The following is a 26,673-nucleotide window of genomic DNA, read 5'->3' on the forward strand; positions in this document are numbered from 1 at the left end:
AAGGATCACAGGAATTGAACTGAAGAGTTTGATCCTGGCTCAGATTGAACGCTGGCGGCATGCCTTACACATGCAAGTCGAACGGCAGCACGGGTGCTTGCACCTGGTGGCGAGTGGCGAACGGGTGAGTAATACATCGGAACGTACCTTATCGTGGGGGATAACGCAGCGAAAGCTGTGCTAATACCGCATACGCCCTGAGGGGGAAAGCGGGGGATCGAAAGACCTCGCGCGATTAGAGCGGCCGATGCCTGATTAGCTAGTTGGTGGGGTAAAAGCCCACCAAGGCAACGATCAGTAGCTGGTCTGAGAGGACGATCAGCCACACTGGGACTGAGACACGGCCCAGACTCCTACGGGAGGCAGCAGTGGGGAATTTTGGACAATGGGGGCAACCCTGATCCAGCAATGCCGCGTGAGTGAAGAAGGCCTTCGGGTTGTAAAGCTCTTTTGTCAGGGAAGAAACACCGGCTCTAACACAGTCCGGGAATGACGGTACCTGAAGAATAAGCACCGGCTAACTACGTGCCAGCAGCCGCGGTAATACGTAGGGTGCGAGCGTTAATCGGAATTACTGGGCGTAAAGCGTGCGCAGGCGGTTATACAAGACAGGCGTGAAATCCCCGGGCTTAACCTGGGAATGGCGCCTGTGACTGTATAGCTAGAGTGTGTCAGAGGGGGGTAGAATTCCACGTGTAGCAGTGAAATGCGTAGATATGTGGAGGAATACCAATGGCGAAGGCAGCCCCCTGGGATAACACTGACGCTCATGCACGAAAGCGTGGGGAGCAAACAGGATTAGATACCCTGGTAGTCCACGCCCTAAACGATGCTGACTAGTTGTTCGGGATTTACATCCTGAGTAACGTAGCTAACGCGTGAAGTCAGCCGCCTGGGGAGTACGGTCGCAAGATTAAAACTCAAAGGAATTGACGGGGACCCGCACAAGCGGTGGATGATGTGGATTAATTCGATGCAACGCGAAAAACCTTACCTACCCTTGACATGTCACTAACGAAGTAGAGATACATTAGGTGCTCGTAAGAGAAAGTGAACACAGGTGCTGCATGGCTGTCGTCAGCTCGTGTCGTGAGATGTTGGGTTAAGTCCCGCAACGAGCGCAACCCTTGTCTTTAGTTGCTACGCAAGAGCACTCTAAAGAGACTGCCGGTGACAAACCGGAGGAAGGTGGGGATGACGTCAAGTCCTCATGGCCCTTATGGGTAGGGCTTCACACGTCATACAATGGTGCATACAGAGGGTTGCCAACCCGCGAGGGGGAGCTAATCTCAGAAAATGCATCGTAGTCCGGATCGTAGTCTGCAACTCGACTACGTGAAGCTGGAATCGCTAGTAATCGCGGATCAGAATGTCGCGGTGAATACGTTCCCGGGTCTTGTACACACCGCCCGTCATACCATGGGAGTGGGTTTTGCCAGAAGCCGTTAGCCTAACCGCAAGGAGGGCGACTGCCACGGCAGGGTTCATGACTGGGGTAAAGTCGTAACAAGGTAGCCGTATCGGAAGGTGCGGCTGGATCACCTCCTTTCTAGAGAAAAGATGCTGGATCTATAGTGCCCACACTTATCGGTTGACAATAAAAGCCACGGGTCTGTAGCTCAGCTGGTTAGAGCACTGTGTTGATAACGCAGGGGTCGTAGGTTCAAGTCCTACCAGACCCACCAATCAGTAGTGATATGGATTTAGTGGACGTTGGGGGATTAGCTCAGCTGGGAGAGCACCTGCTTTGCAAGCAGGGGGTCGTCGGTTCGATCCCGTCATCCTCCACCAACTCTTAAATGTCAAAACTAAGCGATTAGTAAATTGTTTAGTTTTGCCATTTATGGCTGTTCTTTAAAAATTTGAGTAAGCAAAGTGTCAAACGTATCTTTGAGAGTGCGTTTGACAATGTAATAAGGGTAAAGATTGAATCATCAATCAGTAATATCAAACGAGTTTTACAAAGTTCTTAACAAGTACTTACAGTTTGGATTACGGCAAACATGTCAGAAGTAGAAGTAAACCTGTAACAGGTACTAGCAATGGTGCTCGTTATAGGATCAAGTGAATAAGTGCACATGATGGATGCCTTGGCGATTACAGGCGACGAAAGACGTTATAACCTGCGATAAGCCCCGGGGAGCTGGTAAATAAGCTTTGATCCGGGGATTTCTGAATGGGGAAACCCACCACTTTTGTGGTATCCATACCTGAATACATAGGGTATGAGAAGCGAACCTCGTGAACTGAAACATCTAAGTAGCGAGAGGAAAAGACATCAACCGAGATTCCCAAAGTAGTGGCGAGCGAAATGGGAAGAGCCTTCTAGTGATAGCTCAGTAATTAACAGAATGGAATGGAAAGTCCAACAATAAAGGGTGATAGTCCCGTATGTGAAAATTATTGGGTGGTACTAGGCTAGAGACAAGTAGGGCGGGACACGTGAAATCCTGTCTGAATATGGGGGGACCATCCTCCAAGGCTAAATACTCGTAATCGACCGATAGTGAACAAGTACCGTGAGGGAAAGGCGAAAAGAACCCCGGGAGGGGAGTGAAATAGATCCTGAAATTGTGTGCATACAAACAGTAGGAGCCTCGTAAGGGGTGACTGCGTACCTTTTGTATAATGGGTCAGCGACTTACATTCAGTAGCAAGCTTAACCGAATAGGGAAGGCGTAGCGAAAGCGAGTCCGAATAGGGCGCTAGTTGCTGGGTGTAGACCCGAAACCAGTTGATCTATCCATGGCCAGGTTGAAGGTGCGGTAACACGTACTGGAGGACCGAACCCACTAACGTTGAAAAGTTAGGGGATGAGCTGTGGATAGGGGTGAAAGGCTAAACAAAACTGGAAATAGCTGGTTCTCTCCGAAAACTATTTAGGTAGTGCCTCGTGTATCACCGTAGGGGGTAGAGCACTGTCATGGTAGTGGGGTCCATTGCGGATTACTGCGCCATAGCAAACTCCGAATACCTACGAGTGCGAGCACGGGAGACAGACATCGGGTGCTAACGTCCGGTGTCAAGAGGGAAACAACCCAGACCGCCAGCTAAGGTCCCTAATATATGCTAAGTGGGAAACGAAGTGGGAAGGCTAAAACAGTCAGGAGGTTGGCTTAGAAGCAGCCATCCTTTAAAGAAAGCGTAATAGCTCACTGATCGAGTCGTCCTGCGCGGAAGATGTAACGGGGCTAAGCATATAACCGAAGCTGCGGATCACAGCAATGTGATGGTAGGAGAGCGTTCTGTAAGCCTGTGAAGGTGTCTTGTAAAGGATGCTGGAGGTATCAGAAGTGCGAATGCTGACATGAGTAGCGATAAAGGGGGTGAAAAGCCCCCTCGCCGTAAGCCCAAGGTTTCCTGTTCAACGTTCATCGGAACAGGGTGAGTCGGCCCCTAAGGCGAGGCAGAGATGCGTAGCTGATGGGAACAAGGTTAATATTCCTTGACCATTGTTAGATGCGATGGGGGGACGGATCGCGGAAAGTTGTCCGGGTGTTGGATGTCCCGGTTCTTGCGTTGGAGATGGCTATTAGGTAAATCCGGTAGCGTAATTCAAGGGCGTGAGACGAGCGAATTTATTCGCGAAGCAATTGGAAGTGGTTCCAAGAAAAGCCTCTAAGCTTCAGTCTAACAAGACCGTACCGCAAACCGACACAGGTGGGCGAGATGAGTATTCTAAGGCGCTTGAGAGAACTCAGGAGAAGGAACTCGGCAAATTTGTACCGTAACTTCGGGATAAGGTACGCCCTGGTAGTTTGAACCTGTACAAGGGGAGGACGAAAGGGTTGCAATAAAAAGGTGGCTGCGACTGTTTAATAAAAACACAGCACTCTGCAAACACGAAAGTGGACGTATAGGGTGTGACGCCTGCCCGGTGCTGGAAGATTAAATGATGGGGTGCAAGCTCTTGATTGAAGTCCCAGTAAACGGCGGCCGTAACTATAACGGTCCTAAGGTAGCGAAATTCCTTGTCGGGTAAGTTCCGACCTGCACGAATGGCGTAACGATGGCCACACTGTCTCCTCCTGAGACTCAGCGAAGTTGAAATGTTTGTGATGATGCAATCTACCCGTGGCTAGACGGAAAGACCCCATGAACCTTTACTGTAGCTTTGCATTGGACTTTGAACCGGTCTGTGTAGGATAGGTGGGAGGCGTTGATAGCAGGATGCTAGTTCTGCTGGAGCCAACCTTGAAATACCACCCTGATTTGTTTGAGGTTCTAACCTTGGCCCGTTATCCGGGTCGGGAACAGTGCATGGTAGGCAGTTTGACTGGGGCGGTCTCCTCCCAAAGTGTAACGGAGGAGTACGAAGGTACGCTTGGTACGGTCGGACATCGTACCTAAAGTGCAATGGCAAAAGCGTGCTTAACTGCGAGACCGACAAGTCGAGCAGGTGCGAAAGCAGGTCATAGTGATCCGGTGGTTCTGTATGGAAGGGCCATCGCTCAACGGATAAAAGGTACTCTGGGGATAACAGGCTGATACCGCCCAAGAGTTCATATCGACGGCGGTGTTTGGCACCTCGATGTCGGCTCATCTCATCCTGGGGCTGTAGCCGGTCCCAAGGGTATGGCTGTTCGCCATTTAAAGAGGTACGTGAGCTGGGTTTAAAACGTCGTGAGACAGTTTGGTCCCTATCTGCCATGGGCGTTGGAGATTTGACGGGGGCTGCTCCTAGTACGAGAGGACCGGAGTGGACGTACCGCTGGTGTACCTGTTGTTTCGCCAGAAGCATCGCAGGGTAGCTATGTACGGAAGAGATAACCGCTGAAAGCATCTAAGCGGGAAACTTGCCTGAAGATGAGATCTCCCGTAGGTTTAACCTACATAAAGGGTCGTTGAAGACCACAACGTTGATAGGTCGGGTGTGGAAGCGCAGTAATGCGTTAAGCTAACCGATACTAATTGCCCGTTAGGCTTGATCCTATAACCAGCACTATTGTGTTGGATGTTTGCCAGATTTAATCTGCATCCTTAATACATGCTTACTCAAATAGAGTTGTTGATTTATCAGCAACTCAACCCTCTACGCCCGGTGACCATAGCGAATTGGAACCACTCCTTCCCATCCCGAACAGGACAGTGAAACGATTCTACGCCGATGATAGTGCGGATTACCCGTGTGAAAGTAGGTAACTGCCGGGCACCAAAGCGACGCCCAGACCCTTTTAGGTCTGGGCGTTTTTACTTGTGCAAAGCGTTTAGAGTGATTGACAGAAACTCCATTTGGAGTCAGAATATTGGGTTCGCGGAGGGGTGTCCGAGCGGCTAAAGGAGGCAGACTGTAAATCTGTTGGCTACGCCTACGTAGGTTCGAATCCTACCCCCTCCACCAGATGTGCGGGATTAGTTTAATGGTAAAACAGCAGATTTCCAATCTTCGGTCAAGAGTTCGATTCTCTTATCCCGCTCCAGAATTTGTTGCATTAGATTTGGCCCATGTGGCTCAGTGGTAGAGCACTCCCTTGGTAAGGGAGAGGTCGGCAGTTCGATCCTGCCCATGGGCACCATGTTTGATTTATTAATTGTGTATTTCGTGTTTGGTTTAAGAGTTAACTAAAGGCAGATTAAAAATGGCAAAAGAAAAGTTCGAGCGGACAAAACCGCACGTAAACGTAGGCACCATCGGTCACGTTGACCACGGTAAAACCACCTTGACAGCAGCAATCGCAACCGTGCTTTCTAAAGCATTCGGTGGCGAAGCAAAAGCATACGATCAGATCGATGCTGCTCCTGAAGAAAAAGCACGTGGTATTACGATTAATACTGCACACGTTGAGTACGAGACTGCCAATCGTCACTACGCTCACGTGGATTGCCCAGGACATGCTGACTATGTGAAGAACATGATTACTGGTGCTGCGCAGATGGACGGCGCTATTTTGGTTTGCTCTGCTGCTGACGGCCCAATGCCACAAACTCGTGAGCACATCCTCTTGGCACGCCAAGTGGGCGTTCCTTACATCGTTGTTTTCTTAAACAAGTGCGACATGGTTGATGACGCTGAATTGCTTGAGTTAGTTGAAATGGAAGTTCGTGAACTTCTCTCTAAGTACAACTTCCCAGGCGATGACACACCGATCATCCAAGGTTCTGCTAAGTTAGCCTTAGAAGGCGACGAAGGTAAATTGGGTAAAGAAGCCATCATGAAATTGGCTGAAGCCCTTGACTCATACATCCCAACTCCAGAGCGTGCTGTTGACGGTGCGTTCTTGATGCCAGTAGAAGACGTGTTCTCTATCTCCGGTCGCGGTACTGTGGTGACTGGTCGTATCGAGCGCGGCATCATCAAGGTCGGTGAAGAGATTGAAATCATCGGTATCAAGCCAACCCTCAAGACCACTTGTACTGGTGTTGAAATGTTCCGCAAATTGCTCGACCAAGGTCAAGCAGGCGATAACGTTGGTATCTTGTTACGCGGTACAAAACGTGAAGAAGTTGAGCGCGGCCAAGTATTGGCAAAGCCTGGTTCTATCACTCCACATACGCACTTTACAGCCGAGGTTTACATCTTGGGTAAAGACGAAGGTGGTCGTCATACTCCATTCTTTAACAACTATCGTCCACAGTTCTACTTCCGTACTACGGACGTAACTGGTTCAATCGAGTTGCCAAAAGACAAAGAGATGGTGATGCCTGGTGATAACGTCACAATTACCGTCAAACTCATCGCTCCGATTGCGATGGAAGAAGGTTTACGTTTTGCGATCCGTGAAGGTGGCCGTACTGTTGGCGCCGGCGTGGTTGCAAAGATTTTGGCTTAAGAAGTTTTTATAAAGGGGTGTAGCTCAATTGGCAGAGCGTTGGTCTCCAAAACCAAAGGTTGGGGGTTCGATGCCCTCCGCCCCTGCCACGATTTGAACTGAAAGCAAAATGTCTCATCAAACAGCAAGTCATACTGAAGAAAAAAGCGGCTGGGTCTCTGGACTCGCTGCTTTAATCGTTGTTGCAGCGTTAGTTCTTTACTACACGTTGGTAGACCAATCCCTATTGGTTCGCCTTGCTGTTTTATTTGGTGGCATTGCAGCTGCTGTTTTGATTGTGGCGATTTCTCCTGATGGGCGTCGTTTTATCGCCTACGCAAAAGATTCTTGGTATGAAGTAAAAAAGGTTGTTTGGCCAACTCGTAAAGAGACTACCCAAATGACTCTAGTCGTATTTGGCTTTGTTCTGATCATGTCCTTGTTTTTGTGGATCGCAGACAAATTAATTGAATGGCTAGTTTTTTCAGTCTTTTTAGGCTGGAAGTGAGTAAGAAAAATGATTGATTCTGAAGTAGCCGCAAATCCTCAAGCTACCGGCAATATGCGCTGGTATGTTATTCATGCCTATTCCGGTATGGAAAAAAGTGTAAAAAAGGGTCTCGAGGAGCGCATCGCCCGTTCTGGTATGCCTGAAAAATTTGGTCGTATTTTGGTTCCATCCGAAGAGGTTGTAGAAATCAAATCCGGCACCAAATCTGTATCTGAGCGTCGTTTCTTTCCGGGATATGTCCTGATTGAAATGGAAATGACCGATGAGAGCTGGCATTTGGTGAAAAATACGCCAAAAGTGACTGGTTTTGTGGGTGGTGTTCGTAACCGCCCAAGCCCAATTTCTACAGCAGAAGTTACCAAAATAATGGATCAAATGCAGGCTGGGGTAGATAAACCTAAGCCTAAGACTCTGTTTGAGGTGGGTGAGATGGTTCGCGTTAAAGAAGGTCCGTTCACAGATTTCAATGGAAACGTTGAAGAAGTGAACTATGAGAAGTCAAGATTGCGCGTTTCTGTTACAATTTTCGGCCGCGGTACCCCAGTTGAGCTGGAGTTCGGCCAAGTAGAAAAGATGTAAAAACAAGGACTTAGTCCAGTTTTGCAGTGAAGTAGTAAATGTAGTTTTAGATGGTTATTTAGATTTTGTAATTAACCGAGGAGCGGAGCTAGAAAGCCAAAAACTAGCAAAGCGTTAACTCAACGGCGGTCTTTCTTAATGAGGTTAGGCGCGCTTAAAGGAGCATACATGGCAAAAAAGATTATTGGCTTTATTAAGCTGCAGATTCCTGCAGGTAAAGCAAATCCATCACCACCCGTAGGTCCAGCATTGGGTCAACGTGGTCTTAACATTATGGAATTTTGTAAGGCGTTTAATGCTCAAACTCAGAGCATGGAGCCTGGCCTGCCTATTCCAGTCGTGATTACAGCGTTCGCTGATAAGAGCTTCACTTTCATCATGAAGACTCCTCCAGCAACCATCATGATTAAGAAAGCTGCAAAGATCGAAAAAGGATCACCACGTCCTCATACCGATAAGGTAGGAAAAATTACTCGTGCTCAAGCGGAAGAAATCGCTAAAGCAAAAATGCCAGATTTGACAGCGGCCGATATGGATGCAGCTGTAAGAACAATCGCTGGTAGCGCCCGTTCCATGGGCATCACTGTGGAAGGTCTCTAATCATGACTAAATTATCTAAACGCGTAAAAGCAATTCAATCTAAGGTTGATCGCAATAAATTTTATCCATTAGACGATGCATTGAACCTCGTTAAAGAGTGTGCAACTGCCAAGTTTGATGAGTCAATTGATGTTGCAGTTCAGTTGGGTATTGATGCTAAGAAATCTGACCAAGTTGTACGTGGCGCAGTTGTGCTCCCAGCTGGTACAGGTAAGCATGTTCGTGTTGCTGTTTTTGCACAAGGCGAGAAGGCTGAACAAGCTAAAGCTGCTGGTGCAGAAATCGTTGGCATGGAAGATCTTGCGGAACAAATTAAAGGCGGCAAAATTGATTTTGACGTTTTGATCGCATCCCCAGACACAATGAAAATTGTTGGTACTTTAGGTCAAGTATTGGGCCCACGTGGTTTGATGCCGAATCCAAAAGTAGGGACAGTTACCCCTGACGTTGCAACTGCAGTTAAGAATGCAAAAGCTGGTCAAGTGCAATTCCGTGTGGACAAAGCCGGTATCGTTCATGCAAGCATTGGTCGTCGTTCATTCGAGCCAGCTGCATTGAAATCCAATTTACTCGCATTGCTTGAGGCTTTGAATAAAGCGAAACCTCCTGCATCGAAGGGTGTTTATTTAAAGAAGGTTGCCGTAAGCAGCACCATGGGTGCAGGCGTACGTGTTGACCAAGCATCGTTACAGGCGGCGGCTTAATTAGTCTGTAACAAAAAAGAACTTTGGGTCGACTCCCGCTTATTGAGTGAGAGTCGAACATCAAAGACCGTTGGTGAATTAGTTCTTCCAAAGAGTTAATTCTTAATCGTTACGAAAGTAATAGCCAGCGCAGATGGCGACCCTGAAAAGATTTTCACAAGAGTTTTTGTGAACAAATGATCAGACGCTGGTGTGTAACCCCAACTGGCAACAGTTGGTTTTTATGGAGTTAAACCGTGCCTTTGAATGTACAAGACAAAAAAGCGATTGTTGCTGATGTCGGCGCTCAATTGGCTGGAGCCCAAACCGTCGTGCTTGCTGAATACCGCGGTATTCCAGTAGAGCAGTTGACAAAGCTACGTGCTAGTGCACGTGACCAAGGTGTATATCTTCGTGTATTGAAGAACACATTGGCGCGCCGTGCTGCACAAGGTACACAGTTTGAGCCTCTTGCTGATTCGATGGTTGGCCCCTTGATTTACGGCATTTCTGCTGATCCAATTGCTTCGGCAAAAGTATTGCAGAACTTTGCTAAGACTCAAGATCAGCTAGTCATTAAAGCTGGCTTATATAACGGCAAGTTGTTAGATGTTGCAGGCGTAAAAGCCTTAGCAACAATTCCAAGCCGCGACGAGTTGTTATCTCAGTTGTTGGGTGTGATGTTAGCCCCAGTTTCTGCGATGGCTCGCGTATTGGGCGCAGTAGCAGCACAAAAAGCAGAAGGAGCACCAGCTGCTCCTGTTGCAGCCCCTGCAGTTGAAGCAGCAGCCCCAGCAGAAGTAGTTGCTGAAGCTGCCGCTCCGGAAGCAAGTGCTGAGCCTGCCGCCGCAGCCCCAGAAGCTGGAACAGAAGCAAACGAAACCCCTGCCGCTGAATAAGCGACAGATTAACTATTTAAGTATTAGGAGCTAAAAATGGCGATTACTAAAGAAGAAATCATTGAAGCAGTAGGTAGCATGTCCGTTATGGATTTGAATGACTTGGTTAAAGCATTCGAAGAGAAGTTTGGTGTTTCAGCTGCAGCAATGGCTGTTGCTGGTCCTGCAGGTGGCGGTGATGCTGCTGGCGGTGGCGCAGAACAAACTGAATTCACAGTCAACCTTGTCGAAGCTGGCGCAAATAAAGTTTCAGTAATTAAAGCAGTTCGTGAAATTACTGGTCTTGGTTTGAAAGAGGCGAAAGATTTGGTAGACGGCGCACCGAAGCCAATCAAAGAAGGCGTTGACAAGAAAACTGCTGAAGATGCTAAGAAGAAGCTTGAAGAAGCTGGCGCTAAAGCAGAACTCAAGTAATACAAACACTGCTGGCGCCCCTCACAAAGGGGTGTTAGCCATGTTGGGTTTGACCTCTAGAGGTCAAACCCGATTTCATTTCTGATTGAAATCGGGTTTGCCTTCTGATACGACTGCAGAATGCAAGTTTGGTCGGACACTAGATCGAAACGGTTTAGTGTTGTCCGCCAGTGATTGGTAGTGGCCAATCGCCAAATCTTTGTACAGTCGCTGAATTCGGAGATGAAATGAACTATAGCTTCACCGAACGCAAGCGAGTCCGTAAAAGCTTTGCTAAGCGAGTAAACAACCACCAGGTTCCGTACCTGATCGCAACGCAGCTGGAGTCCTACGCTAAATTTTTACAGGCCGATAAGCCGGCTACTTCTCGTATTAACGAGGGATTGCAAGCCGCCTTTACATCAGCATTTCCAATTGTGTCTAACAACGGCTATGCACGTATGGAATACGTGTCTTACCAGTTATCACAACCACCATTTGATGTTAAAGAATGTCAGCAACGTGGTTACACATACCACTCAGCCTTACGCGCAAAAGTTCGCTTGATTATTTATGATCGCGAAGCGCCTACTAAGGTAAAAGAGGTAAAAGAGAGTGAAGTCTACATGGGTGAAATTCCACTCATGACAGAAAACGGCTCTTTTGTAATTAACGGTACTGAGCGCGTGATCGTTTCTCAGTTGCATCGTTCCCCTGGCGTATTCTTCGAACACGATAAGGGCAAGACACACAGTTCAGGTAAGTTGCTGTTCTCAGCACGCATCATCCCTTACCGTGGTTCATGGCTTGATTTCGAGTTTGATCCAAAAGATATTCTCTACTTCCGCGTTGACCGTCGTCGCAAGATGCCCGTCACCATTTTGCTCAAAGCAATTGGTCTAAACAACGAACAGATTCTTGCAAACTTCTTCAATTTCGATCATTTCTCATTGACCGCTAATGGCGCATCAATGGAATTTGTGCCAGAGCGTTTGCGTGGTCAGTTAGCCAGCTTTGATGTAGTTGATAAGAATGGCGTTGTCGTTATTCAAAAAGACAAGCGTATTAATGCGAAGCATATTCGCGAGCTCGAAGCTGCCAAGACAAAGACCATCGCTGTACCTGATGACTATTTAGTTGGCCGTGTAGTTGCGCGTAATATTGTTGATCCAGATTCTGGTGAAATCTTGGCTTACGCTAACGATGAAATCACTGAAGAATTGTTGGCAACATTGCGCGATGCAGGCATCAAGCAATTAGAAACTATCTACACCAATGATTTGGATTCTGGTGCGTATATTTCTCAGACATTGCGCACTGATGAAACCGCCGATCAGATGGCTGCTCGTATTGCTATCTATCGCATGATGCGTCCTGGTGAGCCGCCTACTGAAGATGCTGTTGAGGCCCTATTCCAGCGTTTGTTCTACAGCGAAGATAGTTACGATTTATCACGTGTTGGTCGTATGAAGGTGAATAGCCGTTTGAACCGTCCAGAAATGGAAGGTCCAATGGTTCTGTCGAATGAAGATATTCTTGACACCATTAAGTCCCTCGTAGACTTGCGCAACGGCAAAGGTGAAGTAGACGATATTGATCACTTAGGTAATCGTCGTGTGCGTTGCGTTGGTGAATTGGCTGAAAATCAATTCCGTGCTGGTTTGTCACGTGTTGAGCGTGCGGTTAAAGAACGTCTCGGCCAAGCCGAAACAGAAAACCTCATGCCGCATGACTTGATTAACAGCAAGCCAATCTCTTCCGCGATTCGTGAGTTCTTCGGTTCTTCACAGCTGTCGCAGTTTATGGATCAAACTAACCCACTCTCAGAGATCACGCACAAGCGTCGTATTTCTGCATTGGGGCCTGGTGGTTTGACACGCGAGCGCGCAGGCTTTGAAGTGCGCGACGTGCATCCAACTCATTATGGACGTGTTTGCCCAATTGAAACTCCGGAAGGACCAAACATTGGTTTGATCAACTCACTCGCGTTATTTGCGCGTTTGAATGAGCATGGCTTCCTCGAGACTCCATACCGCAAGGTTTCTAATAGCAAGGTAAGTGATGAAGTGGTTTACCTCTCTGCGATTGAAGAAGCCAAGTATGTGATTGCTCAGGCGAATGCGACGATCGACAAAAATGGCAAGTTAGCTGACGAATTAGTTTCTGCTCGTCAAGCTGGTGAAACTATGATGGTTAGCCCAGAGCGTATCGATTTCATCGACGTTGCTCCTAGCCAGATCGTTTCTGCCGCTGCCTCACTCGTTCCATTCTTGGAGCACGATGATGCTAACCGTGCGTTGATGGGTGCGAACATGCAGCGTCAGGCAGTTCCTTGCTTGCGTCCAGATAAGCCATTAGTTGGTACAGGTTTAGAGCGTATTGTTGCAGTTGACTCCGGCACTGTTGTATTGGCAGCGCGAGGCGGTATTGTTGATTACGTTGATGCGAATCGTGTGGTGATTCGTGTGAACGATGATGAAACTGCTGCTGGTGAAGTTGGTGTGGATATTTATAACCTCATCAAGTACACCCGTTCAAACCAAAACACCAATATCAATCAGCGTCCAATCGTGAAGGTTGGCGATCGCGTAGCCCGTGGTGACGTAGTTGCTGACGGCGCATCTACCGATTTGGGCGAATTGGCATTGGGTCAAAACATGACTGTGGCGTTTATGCCATGGAACGGTTATAACTTCGAAGACTCAATCTTGATTTCTGAGAAGGTGGTTGCTGATGACCGCTACACCTCTATTCACATTGAAGAGTTGTCTGTAGTTGCTCGTGATACCAAGTTAGGCTCAGAAGAGATTACGCGCGATATCTCCAATTTGGCAGAGTCACAACTCTCCCGTTTGGATGAAAGCGGTATTGTTTACATCGGTGCTGAGGTTGAGGCTGGTGACGTATTAGTTGGTAAGGTAACTCCAAAGGGTGAAACTACTCTCACTCCAGAAGAGAAGTTACTTCGTGCGATCTTCGGTGAAAAAGCATCTGACGTTAAAGATACTTCATTGCGTGTTCCTTCAGGAATGATTGGGACAGTTATTGATGTTCAGGTCTTCACTCGCGAAGGTATTGAGCGTGATGCACGCGCACAGTCAATCATTCAGGAAGAATTGCAACGCTATCGTTTGGACTTGAATGACCAGTTGCGTATTGTTGAAGGCGATGCTTTCATGCGTTTAGAAAAGCTGTTGATTGGCAAAGTTGCCAACGGCGGCCCTAAGAAATTAGCTAAAGGCACCAAGATCGACAAGGAATACCTTGCTGATTTAGACAAATACCATTGGTTTGATGTTCGTCCAGCTGATGAGGAAGTAGCTTCACAAGTTGAAGCTATTAAGTCTTCTATTGAAGCGAAGCGCAAACAGTTTGATGAAGCCTTCGAAGAGAAGCGCACCAAGCTTACACAGGGCGATGATTTGCAACCTGGTGTAACGAAGATGGTTAAGGTGTACTTGGCTGTTAAGCGTCGCTTGCAGCCTGGTGACAAGATGGCCGGTCGTCACGGAAACAAGGGTGTGGTTTCTAAAATCGCTCCTGCGGAAGATATGCCATTTATGGCTGATGGACGCCCGGTTGATATCGTCTTGAACCCATTGGGTGTTCCTTCTCGTATGAACGTAGGTCAAATCTTGGAGACCCATTTAGGTTGGGCCGCTCAAGGTATTGGTAAGCGTATCGATGAGATGGTTCGTCAACAAGCTAAACAAGCTGAGTTACGTAAGTTCCTCAAGCAGCTTTACAACGAAACAGGCCGCATTGAAGATATCGATAATTTCACTGACGAGCAAATTACTGTTTTGGCTGAGAACCTCCGCCAAGGCTTGCCATTTGCAACACCAGTGTTTGATGGTGCTACTGAGGCTGAAATCGGTCGTATGCTCGAGTTGGCATATCCAGAAGATGTAGCGGCATCTTTGAGGATGACTCCATCACGTCAACAAATGGTTCTATTTGATGGTCGTACTGGTGATCAGTTCGAGCGTCCAGTAACCGTTGGCGTAATGCATGTCTTGAAACTCCACCACTTGGTCGACGACAAGATGCATGCTCGTTCAACCGGACCTTACTCTTTAGTAACGCAACAGCCATTGGGCGGTAAAGCTCAGTTCGGTGGCCAGCGCTTTGGTGAGATGGAAGTCTGGGCTCTCGAGGCATATGGTGCTTCATACGTCTTGCAGGAAATGCTGACAGTGAAGTCCGATGACGTCGCAGGCCGTACCAAGGTTTACGAAAACATCGTCAAGGGCGAGCACACGATTGATGCTGGCATGCCCGAATCCTTCAACGTACTGGTAAAAGAAATCCGTTCGTTGGGTATTGACATTGACATGGAGCGCAACTGATATGAAAGCATTGCTCGATTTATTTAAGCAAACGCAGGGTGATGAGCAGTTTGATGTCATTAAGATTGGCCTCGCATCTCCTGAGAAAATTCGCTCATGGTCTTTTGGTGAAGTACGCAAACCAGAAACCATCAACTACCGGACTTTTAAGCCCGAGCGTGATGGCTTGTTTTGCGCCAAGATTTTTGGACCAACCAAAGACTACGAGTGCTTATGCGGCAAGTACAAACGCTTAAAGTTCCGTGGTGTTATCTGCGAGAAGTGCGGTGTTGAGGTTACTCTTGCTAAGGTGCGTCGTGAGCGCATGGGCCACATTGAGTTGGCAGCCCCTGTAGCGCACATCTGGTTCTTGAAGTCCCTACCATCCCGTTTGGGTATGGTTCTCGATATGACATTGCGTGATATCGAGCGCGTTCTCTACTTTGAAGCATATGTAGTGGTTGATCCTGGCATGACTCCTGAGGGCGCAATGAAGCGCGGTCAGATCATGTCTGAAGATGAGTACATCGCTAAGACTGAAGAGTATGGTGACGGCGCATTTACTGCAATCATGGGCGCAGAAGGTATTCGTGATCTCTTGCGTTCGATCGATATTGATCGTGAAGTAGAGACAATTCGTGCCGAATTGAAAGCAACTGGTAGTGATGCCAAGATTAAGAAATACGCTAAGCGCTTAAAAGTGCTTGAGGCGTTCCAGACTTCAGGCATTAAGCCTGACTGGATGATCATGGAAGTATTGCCAGTATTGCCACCAGAGTTGCGCCCATTGGTGCCATTGGATGGCGGTCGCTTTGCTACATCTGATTTGAACGACCTCTATCGTCGCGTGATCAATCGTAACAACCGCTTGAAGCGTTTGTTGGAATTACGCGCACCAGAGATCATCGTGCGCAATGAAAAACGCATGTTGCAAGAAGCGGTTGACTCATTGCTCGACAACGGTCGTCGCGGTAAGGCTATGACTGGTGCTAACAAGCGTCCTCTCAAGTCTTTGGCTGAGATGATTAAAGGTAAGAGCGGTCGCTTCCGTCAGAACTTGTTGGGTAAACGCGTTGACTACTCAGGTCGTTCAGTCATCGTGGTTGGTCCTACATTGAAATTGCATCAGTGTGGCTTACCAAAATTGATGGCTCTGGAATTATTCAAGCCATTCATTTTCAATAAGCTTGAGACTTTGGGAATTGCAACCACTATTAAGGCTGCGAAGAAAGAAGTTGAAAGCCAGACTCCTATCGTTTGGGACATTCTCGAAGAAGTCATTCGTGAACATCCAATCATGCTCAACCGTGCACCTACATTGCACCGTCTCGGTATTCAGGCTTTCGAGCCAATGCTGATTGAAGGTAAGGCAATCCAATTGCACCCATTGGTCTGTGCGGCATTTAACGCGGACTTTGACGGTGACCAAATGGCGGTTCACGTTCCTTTGTCGCTCGAAGCGCAAATGGAAGCACGTACATTGATGTTGGCATCGAACAACGTATTGTTCCCAGCAAACGGCGAGCCATCAATCGTTCCTTCACAGGACGTGGTGTTGGGTCTGTACTACGCTACACGTGACAAGATCAACGGCAAAGGCGAAGGTATGGTTTTCGCCAACATTACTGAGGTAGTTCGTGCATACGAAGCGGGTCAAGTTGAATTGGCTTCTCGTGTTGCTGTACGTATTACTGAGTATGAAATCGTGGACAAAAAGGCAGAAGGCGATGCGCGTTTTGCTGAGAAGACCAAGATCTATCAAACATCAGTTGGCCGTGCAATCTTGTCTGAGATTTTGCCTAAGGGTATGTCTTTCGAGGAAATCAACAAGCCTTTGAAGAAAAAAGAAATCTCACGCTTGATCAATACATCATTCCGTAAGTGCGGTTTGCGTGAAACAGTGATTTTTGCTGACCGTCTCTTGCAGTCTGGCTTCCGTTTGGCGACGAATGCTGGTATCTCTGTTGCGATCGACGATATGTTGATCCCAACATCTAAGGACCGCATCATTACTGAGGCTTCTTCCAAGGTTAAAGAGTATGACAAGCAGTTCATGTCAGGTCTCGTGACCAATCAAGAGCGTTATAACAACGTGGTTGATATTTGGGGTGCTGCAGGCGACCAAGTTGGTAAGGCCATGATGGATGAGTTGTCACATGTTGACGTACTCGATCGCAATGGCAAGACTGTGCGTCAAGAGTCCTTTAACTCCATCTACATGATGGCGGATTCTGGAGCACGTGGATCTGCAGCGCAGATTCGTCAGTTGGCTGGTATGCGTGGTTTGATGGCTAAGCCTGATGGCTCCATTATTGAAACCCCAATTACTGCGAACTTCCGTGAAGGTTTGAATGTATTGCAATACTTCATCTCTACTCACGGCGCTCGTAAAGGTCTGGCTGATACGGCGTTGAAGACAGCGAACTCTGGTTACTTGACACGTCGTTTGTGCGACGTTACTCAAGACCTCGTGGTCATTGAAGAAGATTGCGGTGCAACTTCTGGCGTAACTATGAAGGCGCTTGTAGAGGGTGGCGAAATTATCGAGGCATTGCGTGATCGTATTTTGGGTCGCGTATGTATCGGCGACATTATTCATCCTGATACACAAGAAGTGATCGTTCCTAACGATACATTGCTAGACGAAGATCATGTTGATCAAATCGTTGCATTAGGTATCGACGAAGTTAAGGTTCGCACAGTTCTTTCTTGCCAAACTCGTTACGGTTTGTGCGCGAAGTGCTACGGACGTGACTTAGGTCGCGGTGGCTTGGTAAACGTTGGTGAGGCGGTTGGTGTAATCGCTGCTCAGTCTATCGGTGAGCCAGGCACACAGTTGACCATGCGTACCTTCCACATTGGTGGTGCAGCGTCACGTGCATTAGTTGCGAGCAACATCGAAGCTAAATCTAATGGTGCTTTGAAGTTCTCTGGCACGATGCGTGTTGTGAAGAACGCTAAGGGTGAGCAGATCGTGATTTCACGTTCTGGCGAAGCCTTGATCGTTGATGAAAACGGTCGCGAGCGTGAGCGCCATAAAGTTCCTTACGGCGCAACTCTCCTGTTGAAGGAAGATGCTGCAGTAAAAGCCGGTGCAAGCTTGGCAACATGGGATCCGTTAACACGCCCGATTATTTCTGAGTATGCTGGTATCGCTCGCTTCGACAACGTTGAAGAGGGTGTAACCGTTGCTAAGCAGGTTGACGAAGTTACTGGCCTCTCCACTTTGGTGGTGATTGATGGTAAACGTCGCTCTGCAGCAAGCAAAGGCGTTCGCCCAGTGATCAACTTGGTTGATGACAAGGGTAATGACGTCATGATCGCCGGTACTGATCACCCAGTAAACATTGGCCTCCAAGTAGGCGCTTTGATTACTGTTAAGGATGGTCAGAAGGTCGAAGTTGGTGAAGTATTGGCGCGTATTCCAATCGAATCACAGAAGACACGCGATATTACCGGTGGTTTACCACGTGTTGCAGAGTTGTTTGAGGCACGTTCACCAAAAGATGCAGCTGTATTGGCGAAAGTCACTGGAACAGTTTCATTTGGTAAAGAAACCAAAGGTAAGCAACGTTTGGTTATTACCGATATGGATGGTGAAGCCAATGAATTCTTGATTCCTAAAGAGAAGCAAGTTCTCGTTCATGACGGTCAAGTTGTGAACAAGGGCGAGATGATTGTGGAAGGTCCTGCTGATCCACATGACATCTTGACTCTCAAGGGCATCGAAGAGTTGGCAATCTACATCGTTGACGAAGTTCAGGACGTTTATCGCCTCCAAGGTGTGAAGATCAATGACAAACACATTGAAGTAATCGTGCGCCAGATGTTGCGTCGTGTTCAGGTAACTGATCCAGGCGATACATCCTTCATCACTGGAGAGCAAGTTGAGCGTTCTAAGCTTTATGACGAGAATGATCGCGTGATTGCTGAAGGCAAGCATCCTGCTCAGTTTGACAACGTATTGCTTGGTATTACCAAGGCATCTTTGTCAACCGACAGCTTTATTTCAGCGGCTTCTTTCCAAGAAACCACTCGTGTATTGACCGAAGCCGCAATTATGGGCAAAACCGATACACTCCGTGGCCTCAAGGAAAACGTCATTATTGGTCGTCTGATCCCTGCTGGTACCGGCTTGTCTTACCGCCGTGCACGCAAGGTCAGAGAGCAATTCGAGCGTGATCGCGCTCAAATGATTGCCGCTGAAGAGGAAGCATTGGCCAATATGCCTGTGGAAATTGAGGCTGAAGTCGTTTCTCCTACTGGGGAGGCTGATCCAAGCTAATTTGGTAATTCTGGCCAGAAATGGCCAGTTTTTTCCTTCAAGGTTGACGGAAATGGCTGGCCAAGCTAGAATGCTGAGTTCTACTGATTCAGAAGAGGGTCTTTTTGACCTAGAAATACTCTAAGTCATTGATTTTCTTAAAGAAAGCAACAAAGAAGTACTAACCGAGCTATTTTATGCCAACAATTAATCAACTATTACGCAAGCCAAGAACAAGGCTTACCGTTAAAAGCAAGAGCCCTGCGCTGCAAAACAGCCCGCAGCGCCGCGGTGTATGCACACGTGTGTATACAACCACTCCTAAAAAGCCTAACTCTGCGCTTCGTAAAGTAGCCAAAGTACGCTTAACCAATGGTTTTGAAGTTATTTCATACATTGGTGGTGAAGGCCATAACCTCCAAGAGCACTCAGTTGTGTTGATTCGTGGTGGTCGTGTAAAGGACTTGCCAGGTGTGCGTTACCACATCGTTCGCGGTTCTTTGGACTTACAAGGTGTTAAAGATCGTAAGCAAGCCCGTTCTAAGTACGGTGCTAAGCGCGCTAAGAAAGCCGCTTAATTAAAAATTAAGCAGCTGTAGTTTTGTAGCAAGTCAATTGCAGTAAGTCATTTTTGTCAGACTTAAAAGACAAGTAAGTGGTTGTTCCGTCTAAGAATTTTCTTAGATAGTAGGGCAACTGGAGTGGATGATTCATGTGGATCATCCCTAACTGAACTGAAGGAGTAGTTATGCCACGTCGTCGTGAAGTTCCCAAGCGGGAAATTTTGCCGGATCCAAAATTCGGCAATGTAGAAGTAGCTAAATTCATGAACGTCCTCATGTTGGACGGCAAGAAATCGGTTGCAGAGCGTATCGTTTATGGTGCCTTTGATCACATCGAGAAAAAAGCAAATAAAGAACCACTTGAAATTTTTTCAACAGCCATGGGTAATGTAAAGCCAATGGTTGAAGTTAAGAGCCGTCGTGTTGGTGGCGCTAACTATCAAGTTCCTGTTGAAGTTCGTCCATCACGTCGTTCCGCTTTGGCAATGCGCTGGTTGCGCGAAGCCGCTAAAAAGCGTGGCGAAAAATCAATGGCTCAACGTTTGGCCAACGAATTATTAGAGGCTGCTGAAGGTCGTGGCGGCGCAATGAAGAAGCGTGAAGAAGTTCATCGTATGGCAGAAGCTAACAAAGCTTTCTCACATTTCCGCTTCTAATTCAATAGTTAAGAAAAGGCACCAACAGTGGCACGTAAAACCCCCATCGACAAATACCGCAATATTGGTATTTCTGCGCACATTGACGCAGGCAAGACAACAACTACAGAACGCGTTTTGTTCTACACCGGTGTTAATCACAAAATCGGTGAAGTGCACGATGGCGCTGCAACCATGGACTGGATGGAGCAAGAGCAAGAGCGTGGTATCACGATTACTTCTGCTGCTACCACTACATTCTGGAAGGGCATGGCAGGCAATATGCCAGAGCACCGTATCAATATTATTGATACCCCAGGGCACGTAGACTTCACCATTGAAGTTGAGCGTTCAATGCGCGTGTTGGATGGTGCTTGCATGGTTTACTGTGCGGTAGGTGGTGTGCAGCCACAATCTGAAACTGTTTGGCGTCAAGCTAATAAGTACCAAGTTCCACGTTTGGCATTCGTAAACAAAATGGACCGCACTGGTGCGAACTTCTTTAAGGTCTACGACCAAATGAGAACTCGCCTCAAGGCAAATCCAATCTTGATCCAAATTCCTATCGGCGCAGAAGAAAACTTCAAAGGCGTTGTGGATTTGGTGAAAATGAAGGCTGTGTATTGGGACGAAGCTTCACAAGGTACCAAATTTACCTATGAAGATATCCCTGCTGAATTGCAAGCTTCCGCTGAAGAGTGGCGCGAGAAGATGCTCGAAGCTGCCGCAGAGAGTTCAGAAGAATTGATGGAAAAGTATCTCGGTGGCGAAGGCTTGACCGAAGATGAAATTAAGAAAGCGTTGCGTCAACGGACTATCGCCAATGAAATCGTTCCAATGTTATGTGGAACAGCATTTAAAAACAAAGGTGTTCAGGCCATGTTGGACGCTGTAGTTGAATTATTGCCATCACCTTTAGATGTGCCACCAGTTCCATGTGAATTAGAAGATGGAACACCTGCAACACGTAATGCTGCTGATGATGAAAAATTTTCAGCATTGGCATTTAAGATCATGACTGACCCATTTGTTGGCCAGCTTATCTTCTTCCGTGTTTATTCAGGTGTAATGAAATCTGGCGACACAATCTACAACCCAATTAAGGGTAAGAAAGAACGTGTTGGTCGTTTATTGCAGATGCATGCAAATGAACGTGAAGAAATTAAAGAAGTATTTGCAGGTGACATTGCTGCCGCTGTTGGTTTGAAAGACGCGACAACTGGTGAAACATTGTGTGACCCAGATAGCATTGTTATTTTGGAGCGCATGGTTTTCCCAGAGCCAGTGATCTCTCAAGCTGTTGAGCCAAAGACTAAAGCTGACCAAGAAAAAATGGGTCTTGCGTTGAATCGTTTGGCGCAAGAAGATCCTTCTTTCCGCGTGAAGACTGATGAAGAATCAGGCCAAACAATTATTTCCGGTATGGGCGAGCTCCATTTGGAAATTTTGGTTGATCGTATGAAACGTGAATTCGGCGTTGAAGCGACTGTTGGTAAGCCACAAGTTGCGTATCGCGAAACTATTCGCAAGACTTGCGATGAAGTTGAAGGTAAGTTCGTTAAACAGTCTGGTGGTCGCGGTCAATACGGTCACGTTGTGTTGAAACTCGAGCCACAAGAACCAGGTAAAGGTTTTGAATTCGTTGACGCAATTAAGGGTGGTGTGGTTCCGCGTGAATACATCCCTGCAGTTGAAAAGGGCATCATAGAAACATTGAACTCCGGTGTTTTGGCTGGCTATCCAGTAGTTGATGTCAAAGCAACATTATTCTTCGGTTCATACCATGATGTTGACTCCAATGAAAACGCATTTAAGATGGCGGGCTCAATGGCGTTCAAAGATGGTATGCGTAGAGCTGCTCCAGTTTTGTTGGAGCCAATGATGGCTGTTGAAGTTGAAACGCCAGAAGATTTCATGGGTAACGTAATGGGTGATCTTTCATCCCGTCGCGGTATCTTGCAAGGTATGGATGACATTCCAGGCGGCGGTAAGATCGTTCGCGCTGAAGTGCCATTGGCAGAGATGTTTGGTTACTCAACTGGCTTGCGCTCGTTGACCCAAGGTCGCGCTACCTACACCATGGAATTTAAGCATTATTCCGAAGCACCTAAGAACGTTGCTGAAGCAGTTATGGCTGCTAAAGCGAAGTAATTTATCCACATTAATTTTGAATATTGACTAGCTAAAGAAGGCAGACAAAAATGGCAAAAGAAAAGTTCGAGCGGACAAAACCGCACGTAAACGTAGGCACCATCGGTCACGTTGACCACGGTAAAACCACCTTGACAGCAGCAATCGCAACCGTGCTTTCTAAAGCATTCGGTGGCGAAGCAAAAGCATACGATCAGATCGATGCTGCTCCTGAAGAAAAAGCACGTGGTATTACGATTAATACTGCACACGTTGAGTACGAGACTGCCAATCGTCACTACGCTCACGTGGATTGCCCAGGACATGCTGACTATGTGAAGAACATGATTACTGGTGCTGCGCAGATGGACGGCGCTATTTTGGTTTGCTCTGCTGCTGACGGCCCAATGCCACAAACTCGTGAGCACATCCTCTTGGCACGCCAAGTGGGCGTTCCTTACATCGTTGTTTTCTTAAACAAGTGCGACATGGTTGATGACGCTGAATTGCTTGAGTTAGTTGAAATGGAAGTTCGTGAACTTCTCTCTAAGTACAACTTCCCAGGCGATGACACACCGATCATCCAAGGTTCTGCTAAGTTAGCCTTAGAAGGCGACGAAGGTAAATTGGGTAAAGAAGCCATCATGAAATTGGCTGAAGCCCTTGACTCATACATCCCAACTCCAGAGCGTGCTGTTGACGGTGCGTTCTTGATGCCAGTAGAAGACGTGTTCTCTATCTCCGGTCGCGGTACTGTGGTGACTGGTCGTATCGAGCGCGGCATCATCAAGGTCGGTGAAGAGATTGAAATCATCGGTATCAAGCCAACCCTCAAGACCACTTGTACTGGTGTTGAAATGTTCCGCAAATTGCTCGACCAAGGTCAAGCAGGCGATAACGTTGGTATCTTGTTACGCGGTACAAAACGTGAAGAAGTTGAGCGCGGCCAAGTATTGGCAAAGCCTGGTTCTATCACTCCACATACGCACTTTACAGCCGAGGTTTACATCTTGGGTAAAGACGAAGGTGGTCGTCATACTCCATTCTTTAACAACTATCGTCCACAGTTCTACTTCCGTACTACGGACGTAACTGGTTCAATCGAGTTGCCAAAAGACAAAGAGATGGTGATGCCTGGTGATAACGTCACAATTACCGTCAAACTCATCGCTCCGATTGCGATGGAAGAAGGTTTACGTTTTGCGATCCGTGAAGGTGGCCGTACTGTTGGCGCCGGCGTGGTTGCAAAGATTTTGGCTTAAGAAGCAAGTATTAATTAGTAAAAATATTTAGCGGTTTGCTAACCGGTGACATCAGTGCTGCTGATGTCACCGTGCTCTTTAGATGTATAACGTGGCAGCACCACAACGCTCTTTGGAATTAATATGCAAAACCAAAAAATTCGTATTCGCCTTAAAGCATTTGATTACCGTTTAATCGATCAGTCCGCAGCTGAAATTGTTGATACAGCTAAGCGTACTGGTGCAGTTGTTAAGGGCCCTGTACCTTTGCCAACACGTATTGAGCGATTTGATATTTTGCGTTCACCACATGTGAACAAGACATCTCGTGATCAGTTAGAGATCCGTACCCATCTCCGTTTGATGGATATCGTTGATCCTACAGAGAAAACCGTAGATGCTTTGATGAAATTAGACCTCCCAGCAGGCGTGGACGTCGAAATTAAGTTGCAGTAATTTGTTGTTTCCAGTCTCGGCACTTGCCAAGACTGGGTTTTCGGGATAGAATCTAAGGCTCTGCTGAGTGAATTTTGGCAGATTTTACGGTTTTATTAGCATTAAAAACGTTGTAAGTTATTGATTTAGAAGTACTTTTACTTGTAAATCACTTAAATTAATTTTGCCGACCAATCGAAGTCGGCGTGGAGCATGAATATGAGCTTAGGCTTAATCGGCCGCAAGGTCGGCATGACCCGTCTTTTTACGGACGAAGGGGAAGCGATTCCTGTCACCGTAATTGACGTGAGCGACAACAGAATCGCTCAAATCAAGACCCAGGCAACTGATGGCTATGACGCTATCCAGTTGGCACATGGCACACGTAGAGCTACTCGCGTTACCAAATCAATGGCTGGTCACTTTGCAAAAGCAGGTGTTATGGCCGGTAATGCGCTCAACGAATTCCAATTAGATGCAGCAAAAATTGCAGAGATGACACCAGGACAAGTAATTCCTGCTGACGCTGCGTTTACTGCTGGTCAAAAAGTGGATGTGCAAGGCGTAACAATCGGTAAAGGTTACGCAGGTACCATCAAGCGTTACCACTTTGCTTCTGGTCGCGCATCTCACGGTAACTCTAGATCACACAACGTACCAGGCTCTATTGGTATGGCACAAGATCCAGGTCGCGTTTTCCCAGGTAAGCGCATGACTGGCCACCTTGGTGACGTTACACGTACCGTACAAAATTTAGTTATCGCACGCATTGATGCAGAACGTAATCTCATCATGGTTAAAGGCGCTATTCCAGGTGCCCCAGGCGGTAAAGTTATTGTTACTCCAGCGGTGAAGACGCCGTTGAAGAAGAAATAAGGAGAGCGAATATGGAACTTAAGCTTCTCCAAGACAACGGTACTTTAGGTGCGGGCGTACAAGCTTCACCAGAAGTATTCGAGCGCGAATATAACGAAGCGTTGGTGCACCAAGTTGTAGTTGCTTACCAAGCAAATGCACGTAGCGGTAACCGCGCACAAAAAGATCGTGAGCAAGTTAAGCACACAACTAAGAAACCTTGGCGTCAAAAAGGTACTGGTCGTGCACGTGCTGGTATGAGCTCTTCCCCGCTGTGGCGTGGAGGTGGTCGTATATTCCCGAATTCTCCAGAAGAGAATTTCAGCCAAAAAGTAAACAAGAAAATGTACCGCGCAGGCATGAGATCAATTCTGTCTCAGTTGGCACGTGAAGGTCGTTTGAATGTTGTTGACCAATTCAATCTTGACGCTCCAAAGACTAAAGTTTTAGCTGAAAAAGTTAAAGCTATGGGCTTGGATTCAGTCTTGATCATCGTAGATCAGGTTAGCGAGAATTTGTACTTGGCATCACGCAACTTGCATAAAGTTGCCGTGGTTGAGCCACAGCATGCTGATCCATTAGCTTTGGTCCAATACAAAAAAGTATTGGTAAGCAAAGCAGCGATCGCAAAAATTGAGGAGTTGCTGAAATGAGCCAAGTCCGTAAAAACGATCACAACCTGATGAAGGTTCTGCTTGGTCCTGTTATCTCTGAGAAAGCCACTATGGTTGCAGAGAAAAACGAACAAGTAGTTTTCCAAGTAGCTCGCGATGCAAACAAGAGCGATGTAAAACAAGCAGTTGAATTGCTCTTCAAAGTGCAAGTTGACTCAGTTCAAATCGTAAATCAAAAAGGTAAGCCTAAGCGCTATGGCCGTTTTGAGGGTCGTCGTGACCACACTAAGAAGGCCTATGTGAATTTGAAGCCAGGTCAAGAAATTAACTTTGAAGCGGAGGCGAATTAATCATGCCTTTGATGAAGACAAAACCGACCTCACCAGGTCGTCGCTCAATGGTCAAGGTGGTCAATCCAGACCTCCATAAAGGTAAGCCTTTTGCTCCATTGTTAGAGCCACAGTTTCAAAAAGCAGGCCGTAACAACAACGGTCATATTACTACTCGCCATAAGGGCGGTGGTCATAAGCATCACTATCGTGTTGTTGACTTTAAGCGCAATGATAAAGATGGTATTCCAGCAAAAGTTGAACGCTTGGAATACGATCCAAACCGCAGTGCAAATATTGCATTGATCGTGTTTGCTGATGGTGAGCGTCGTTATATTCCTGCTGCTAAAGGCATGACTGTTGGCCAAGCAATCATGAATGGCTCAGAAGCGCCAATCAAGTCTGGCAACAATTTACCTATCCGTAATATTCCAGTTGGTAGCACGATTCACTGCGTTGAAATTCTTCCAGGTAAGGGCGCACAAGTTGCACGTTCAGCTGGCGGTTCAGCAGTCTTGTTGGCTCGTGAAGGTGTATACGCTCAAGTACGTTTGCGCTCCGGTGAAGTTCGCCGTGTCCTGATTGAGTGCCGTGCCACTATTGGTGAAGTTGGCAACGAAGAGCATAGCTTGCGTCAAATTGGTAAAGCAGGTGCAAATCGCTGGCGTGGTATTCGCCCAACCGTTCGCGGTGTGGCAATGAACCCAGTAGATCACCCACACGGTGGTGGTGAAGGTAGAACTGGTGAAGGCCGCGTACCTGTATCTCCATGGGGCACTCCAACCAAAGGTTATCGCACACGTCGCAATAAGCGCACAACTTCGATGATCGTTCAACGTCGTCAAAAACGTTAAGCGATAAGGAT

General features: G+C 47.2%; 17 protein-coding genes, 6 tRNA genes, 3 rRNA genes and 1 pseudogene. All 27 read left to right on the forward strand.

From position 1 onward, the window contains the following. Positions 1-16: 16 nt before the first annotated feature. Positions 17-1,549, forward strand: a 16S ribosomal RNA gene (locus FD973_RS00190). Positions 1,550-1,608: 59 nt separating this feature from the next. Further along, positions 1,609-1,685 (forward strand) — tRNA-Ile (locus FD973_RS00195). 30 nt (positions 1,686-1,715) lie between these two features. Beyond that, a tRNA-Ala gene (locus tag FD973_RS00200) sits at positions 1,716-1,791 on the forward strand. 267 nt (positions 1,792-2,058) lie between these two features. Further along, positions 2,059-4,932 (forward strand): 23S ribosomal RNA (locus FD973_RS00205). 105 nt (positions 4,933-5,037) lie between these two features. Next, positions 5,038-5,151 (forward strand): 5S ribosomal RNA (rrf, locus tag FD973_RS00210). Together the 16S, 23S and 5S rRNA genes with 5 tRNA genes alongside form the textbook arrangement of a ribosomal RNA operon. A gap of 105 nt (positions 5,152-5,256) precedes the next feature. Then, positions 5,257-5,341: transfer RNA gene (locus FD973_RS00215), tRNA-Tyr, on the forward strand. 5 nt (positions 5,342-5,346) lie between these two features. Continuing rightward, positions 5,347-5,420, forward strand: a tRNA-Gly gene (locus FD973_RS00220). Positions 5,421-5,441: 21 nt separating this feature from the next. Continuing rightward, positions 5,442-5,516: transfer RNA gene (locus tag FD973_RS00225), tRNA-Thr, on the forward strand. 63 nt (positions 5,517-5,579) lie between these two features. Next, entirely contained in the window at positions 5,580-6,770 is a 1,191-nt protein-coding gene (tuf, locus tag FD973_RS00230) for an elongation factor Tu (protein ID WP_068320082.1), read from the forward strand. A 13-nt stretch (positions 6,771-6,783) separates the two neighbouring features. Beyond that, positions 6,784-6,859: transfer RNA gene (locus FD973_RS00235), tRNA-Trp, on the forward strand. A 20-nt stretch (positions 6,860-6,879) separates the two neighbouring features. After that, on the forward strand, positions 6,880-7,257 hold the full coding sequence (secE, locus tag FD973_RS00240) for a preprotein translocase subunit SecE (protein WP_114637485.1): 378 nt from the start codon (positions 6,880-6,882) through the stop codon (positions 7,255-7,257). 9 nt (positions 7,258-7,266) lie between these two features. Next, positions 7,267-7,839: a transcription termination/antitermination protein NusG gene (nusG, locus tag FD973_RS00245; protein ID WP_114637484.1), complete on the forward strand. Its 573-nt coding sequence runs from the start codon at positions 7,267-7,269 to the stop codon at positions 7,837-7,839. Between the two features lie 168 nt (positions 7,840-8,007). After that, positions 8,008-8,439, forward strand: a complete 432-nt coding sequence (rplK, locus tag FD973_RS00250) for a 50S ribosomal protein L11 (RefSeq protein WP_011901890.1) — start codon at positions 8,008-8,010, stop codon at positions 8,437-8,439. 2 nt (positions 8,440-8,441) lie between these two features. Then, positions 8,442-9,143, forward strand: coding sequence for a 50S ribosomal protein L1 (gene rplA / locus FD973_RS00255; protein ID WP_215323689.1), 702 nt, complete (start codon positions 8,442-8,444; stop codon positions 9,141-9,143). Positions 9,144-9,379: 236 nt separating this feature from the next. Continuing rightward, positions 9,380-9,898 (forward strand): annotated as a pseudogene (gene rplJ, locus FD973_RS00260) (50S ribosomal protein L10); the annotation flags it as partial. A 159-nt stretch (positions 9,899-10,057) separates the two neighbouring features. After that, entirely contained in the window at positions 10,058-10,435 is a 378-nt protein-coding gene (gene rplL / locus FD973_RS00265; RefSeq protein ID WP_215323691.1) for a 50S ribosomal protein L7/L12, read from the forward strand. A gap of 227 nt (positions 10,436-10,662) precedes the next feature. Next, a complete protein-coding gene (gene rpoB / locus FD973_RS00270; RefSeq protein ID WP_215323692.1) occupies positions 10,663-14,763 on the forward strand; it encodes a DNA-directed RNA polymerase subunit beta in 4,101 nt (1,366 codons plus the stop codon). A gap of 1 nt (position 14,764) precedes the next feature. Next, positions 14,765-19,027, forward strand: a complete 4,263-nt coding sequence (rpoC, locus tag FD973_RS00275; protein WP_215323693.1) for a DNA-directed RNA polymerase subunit beta' — start codon at positions 14,765-14,767, stop codon at positions 19,025-19,027. 176 nt (positions 19,028-19,203) lie between these two features. Further along, on the forward strand, positions 19,204-19,584 hold the full coding sequence (rpsL, locus tag FD973_RS00280) for a 30S ribosomal protein S12 (RefSeq protein ID WP_068947691.1): 381 nt from the start codon (positions 19,204-19,206) through the stop codon (positions 19,582-19,584). Between the two features lie 170 nt (positions 19,585-19,754). Then, positions 19,755-20,225: a 30S ribosomal protein S7 gene (gene rpsG, locus FD973_RS00285; RefSeq protein WP_068320103.1), complete on the forward strand. Its 471-nt coding sequence runs from the start codon at positions 19,755-19,757 to the stop codon at positions 20,223-20,225. A gap of 27 nt (positions 20,226-20,252) precedes the next feature. Next, on the forward strand, positions 20,253-22,355 hold the full coding sequence (fusA, locus tag FD973_RS00290; protein WP_215323694.1) for an elongation factor G: 2,103 nt from the start codon (positions 20,253-20,255) through the stop codon (positions 22,353-22,355). Positions 22,356-22,405: 50 nt separating this feature from the next. Beyond that, on the forward strand, positions 22,406-23,596 hold the full coding sequence (gene tuf / locus FD973_RS00295) for an elongation factor Tu (RefSeq protein WP_068320082.1): 1,191 nt from the start codon (positions 22,406-22,408) through the stop codon (positions 23,594-23,596). 123 nt (positions 23,597-23,719) lie between these two features. After that, positions 23,720-24,031 (forward strand): 30S ribosomal protein S10, encoded by a 312-nt coding sequence (rpsJ, locus tag FD973_RS00300; RefSeq protein ID WP_011901899.1) that lies wholly within the window; start codon positions 23,720-23,722, stop codon positions 24,029-24,031. Between the two features lie 198 nt (positions 24,032-24,229). Next, on the forward strand, positions 24,230-24,886 hold the full coding sequence (gene rplC, locus FD973_RS00305; RefSeq protein ID WP_173956647.1) for a 50S ribosomal protein L3: 657 nt from the start codon (positions 24,230-24,232) through the stop codon (positions 24,884-24,886). An 11-nt stretch (positions 24,887-24,897) separates the two neighbouring features. Next, positions 24,898-25,518, forward strand: coding sequence for a 50S ribosomal protein L4 (gene rplD, locus FD973_RS00310; protein ID WP_114639433.1), 621 nt, complete (start codon positions 24,898-24,900; stop codon positions 25,516-25,518). After that, on the forward strand, positions 25,515-25,829 hold the full coding sequence (rplW, locus tag FD973_RS00315; protein ID WP_068947693.1) for a 50S ribosomal protein L23: 315 nt from the start codon (positions 25,515-25,517) through the stop codon (positions 25,827-25,829). Before rplD ends, rplW begins: the two co-directional genes overlap by 4 nt. 2 nt (positions 25,830-25,831) lie before the next feature. Further along, on the forward strand, positions 25,832-26,662 hold the full coding sequence (rplB, locus tag FD973_RS00320; protein ID WP_068947694.1) for a 50S ribosomal protein L2: 831 nt from the start codon (positions 25,832-25,834) through the stop codon (positions 26,660-26,662). Positions 26,663-26,673 lie beyond the last annotated feature (11 nt).

Origin of the sequence: Polynucleobacter sp. MWH-Braz-FAM2G, from assembly GCF_018687635.1 — a bacterium.
Classification (GTDB): domain Bacteria; phylum Pseudomonadota; class Gammaproteobacteria; order Burkholderiales; family Burkholderiaceae; genus Polynucleobacter.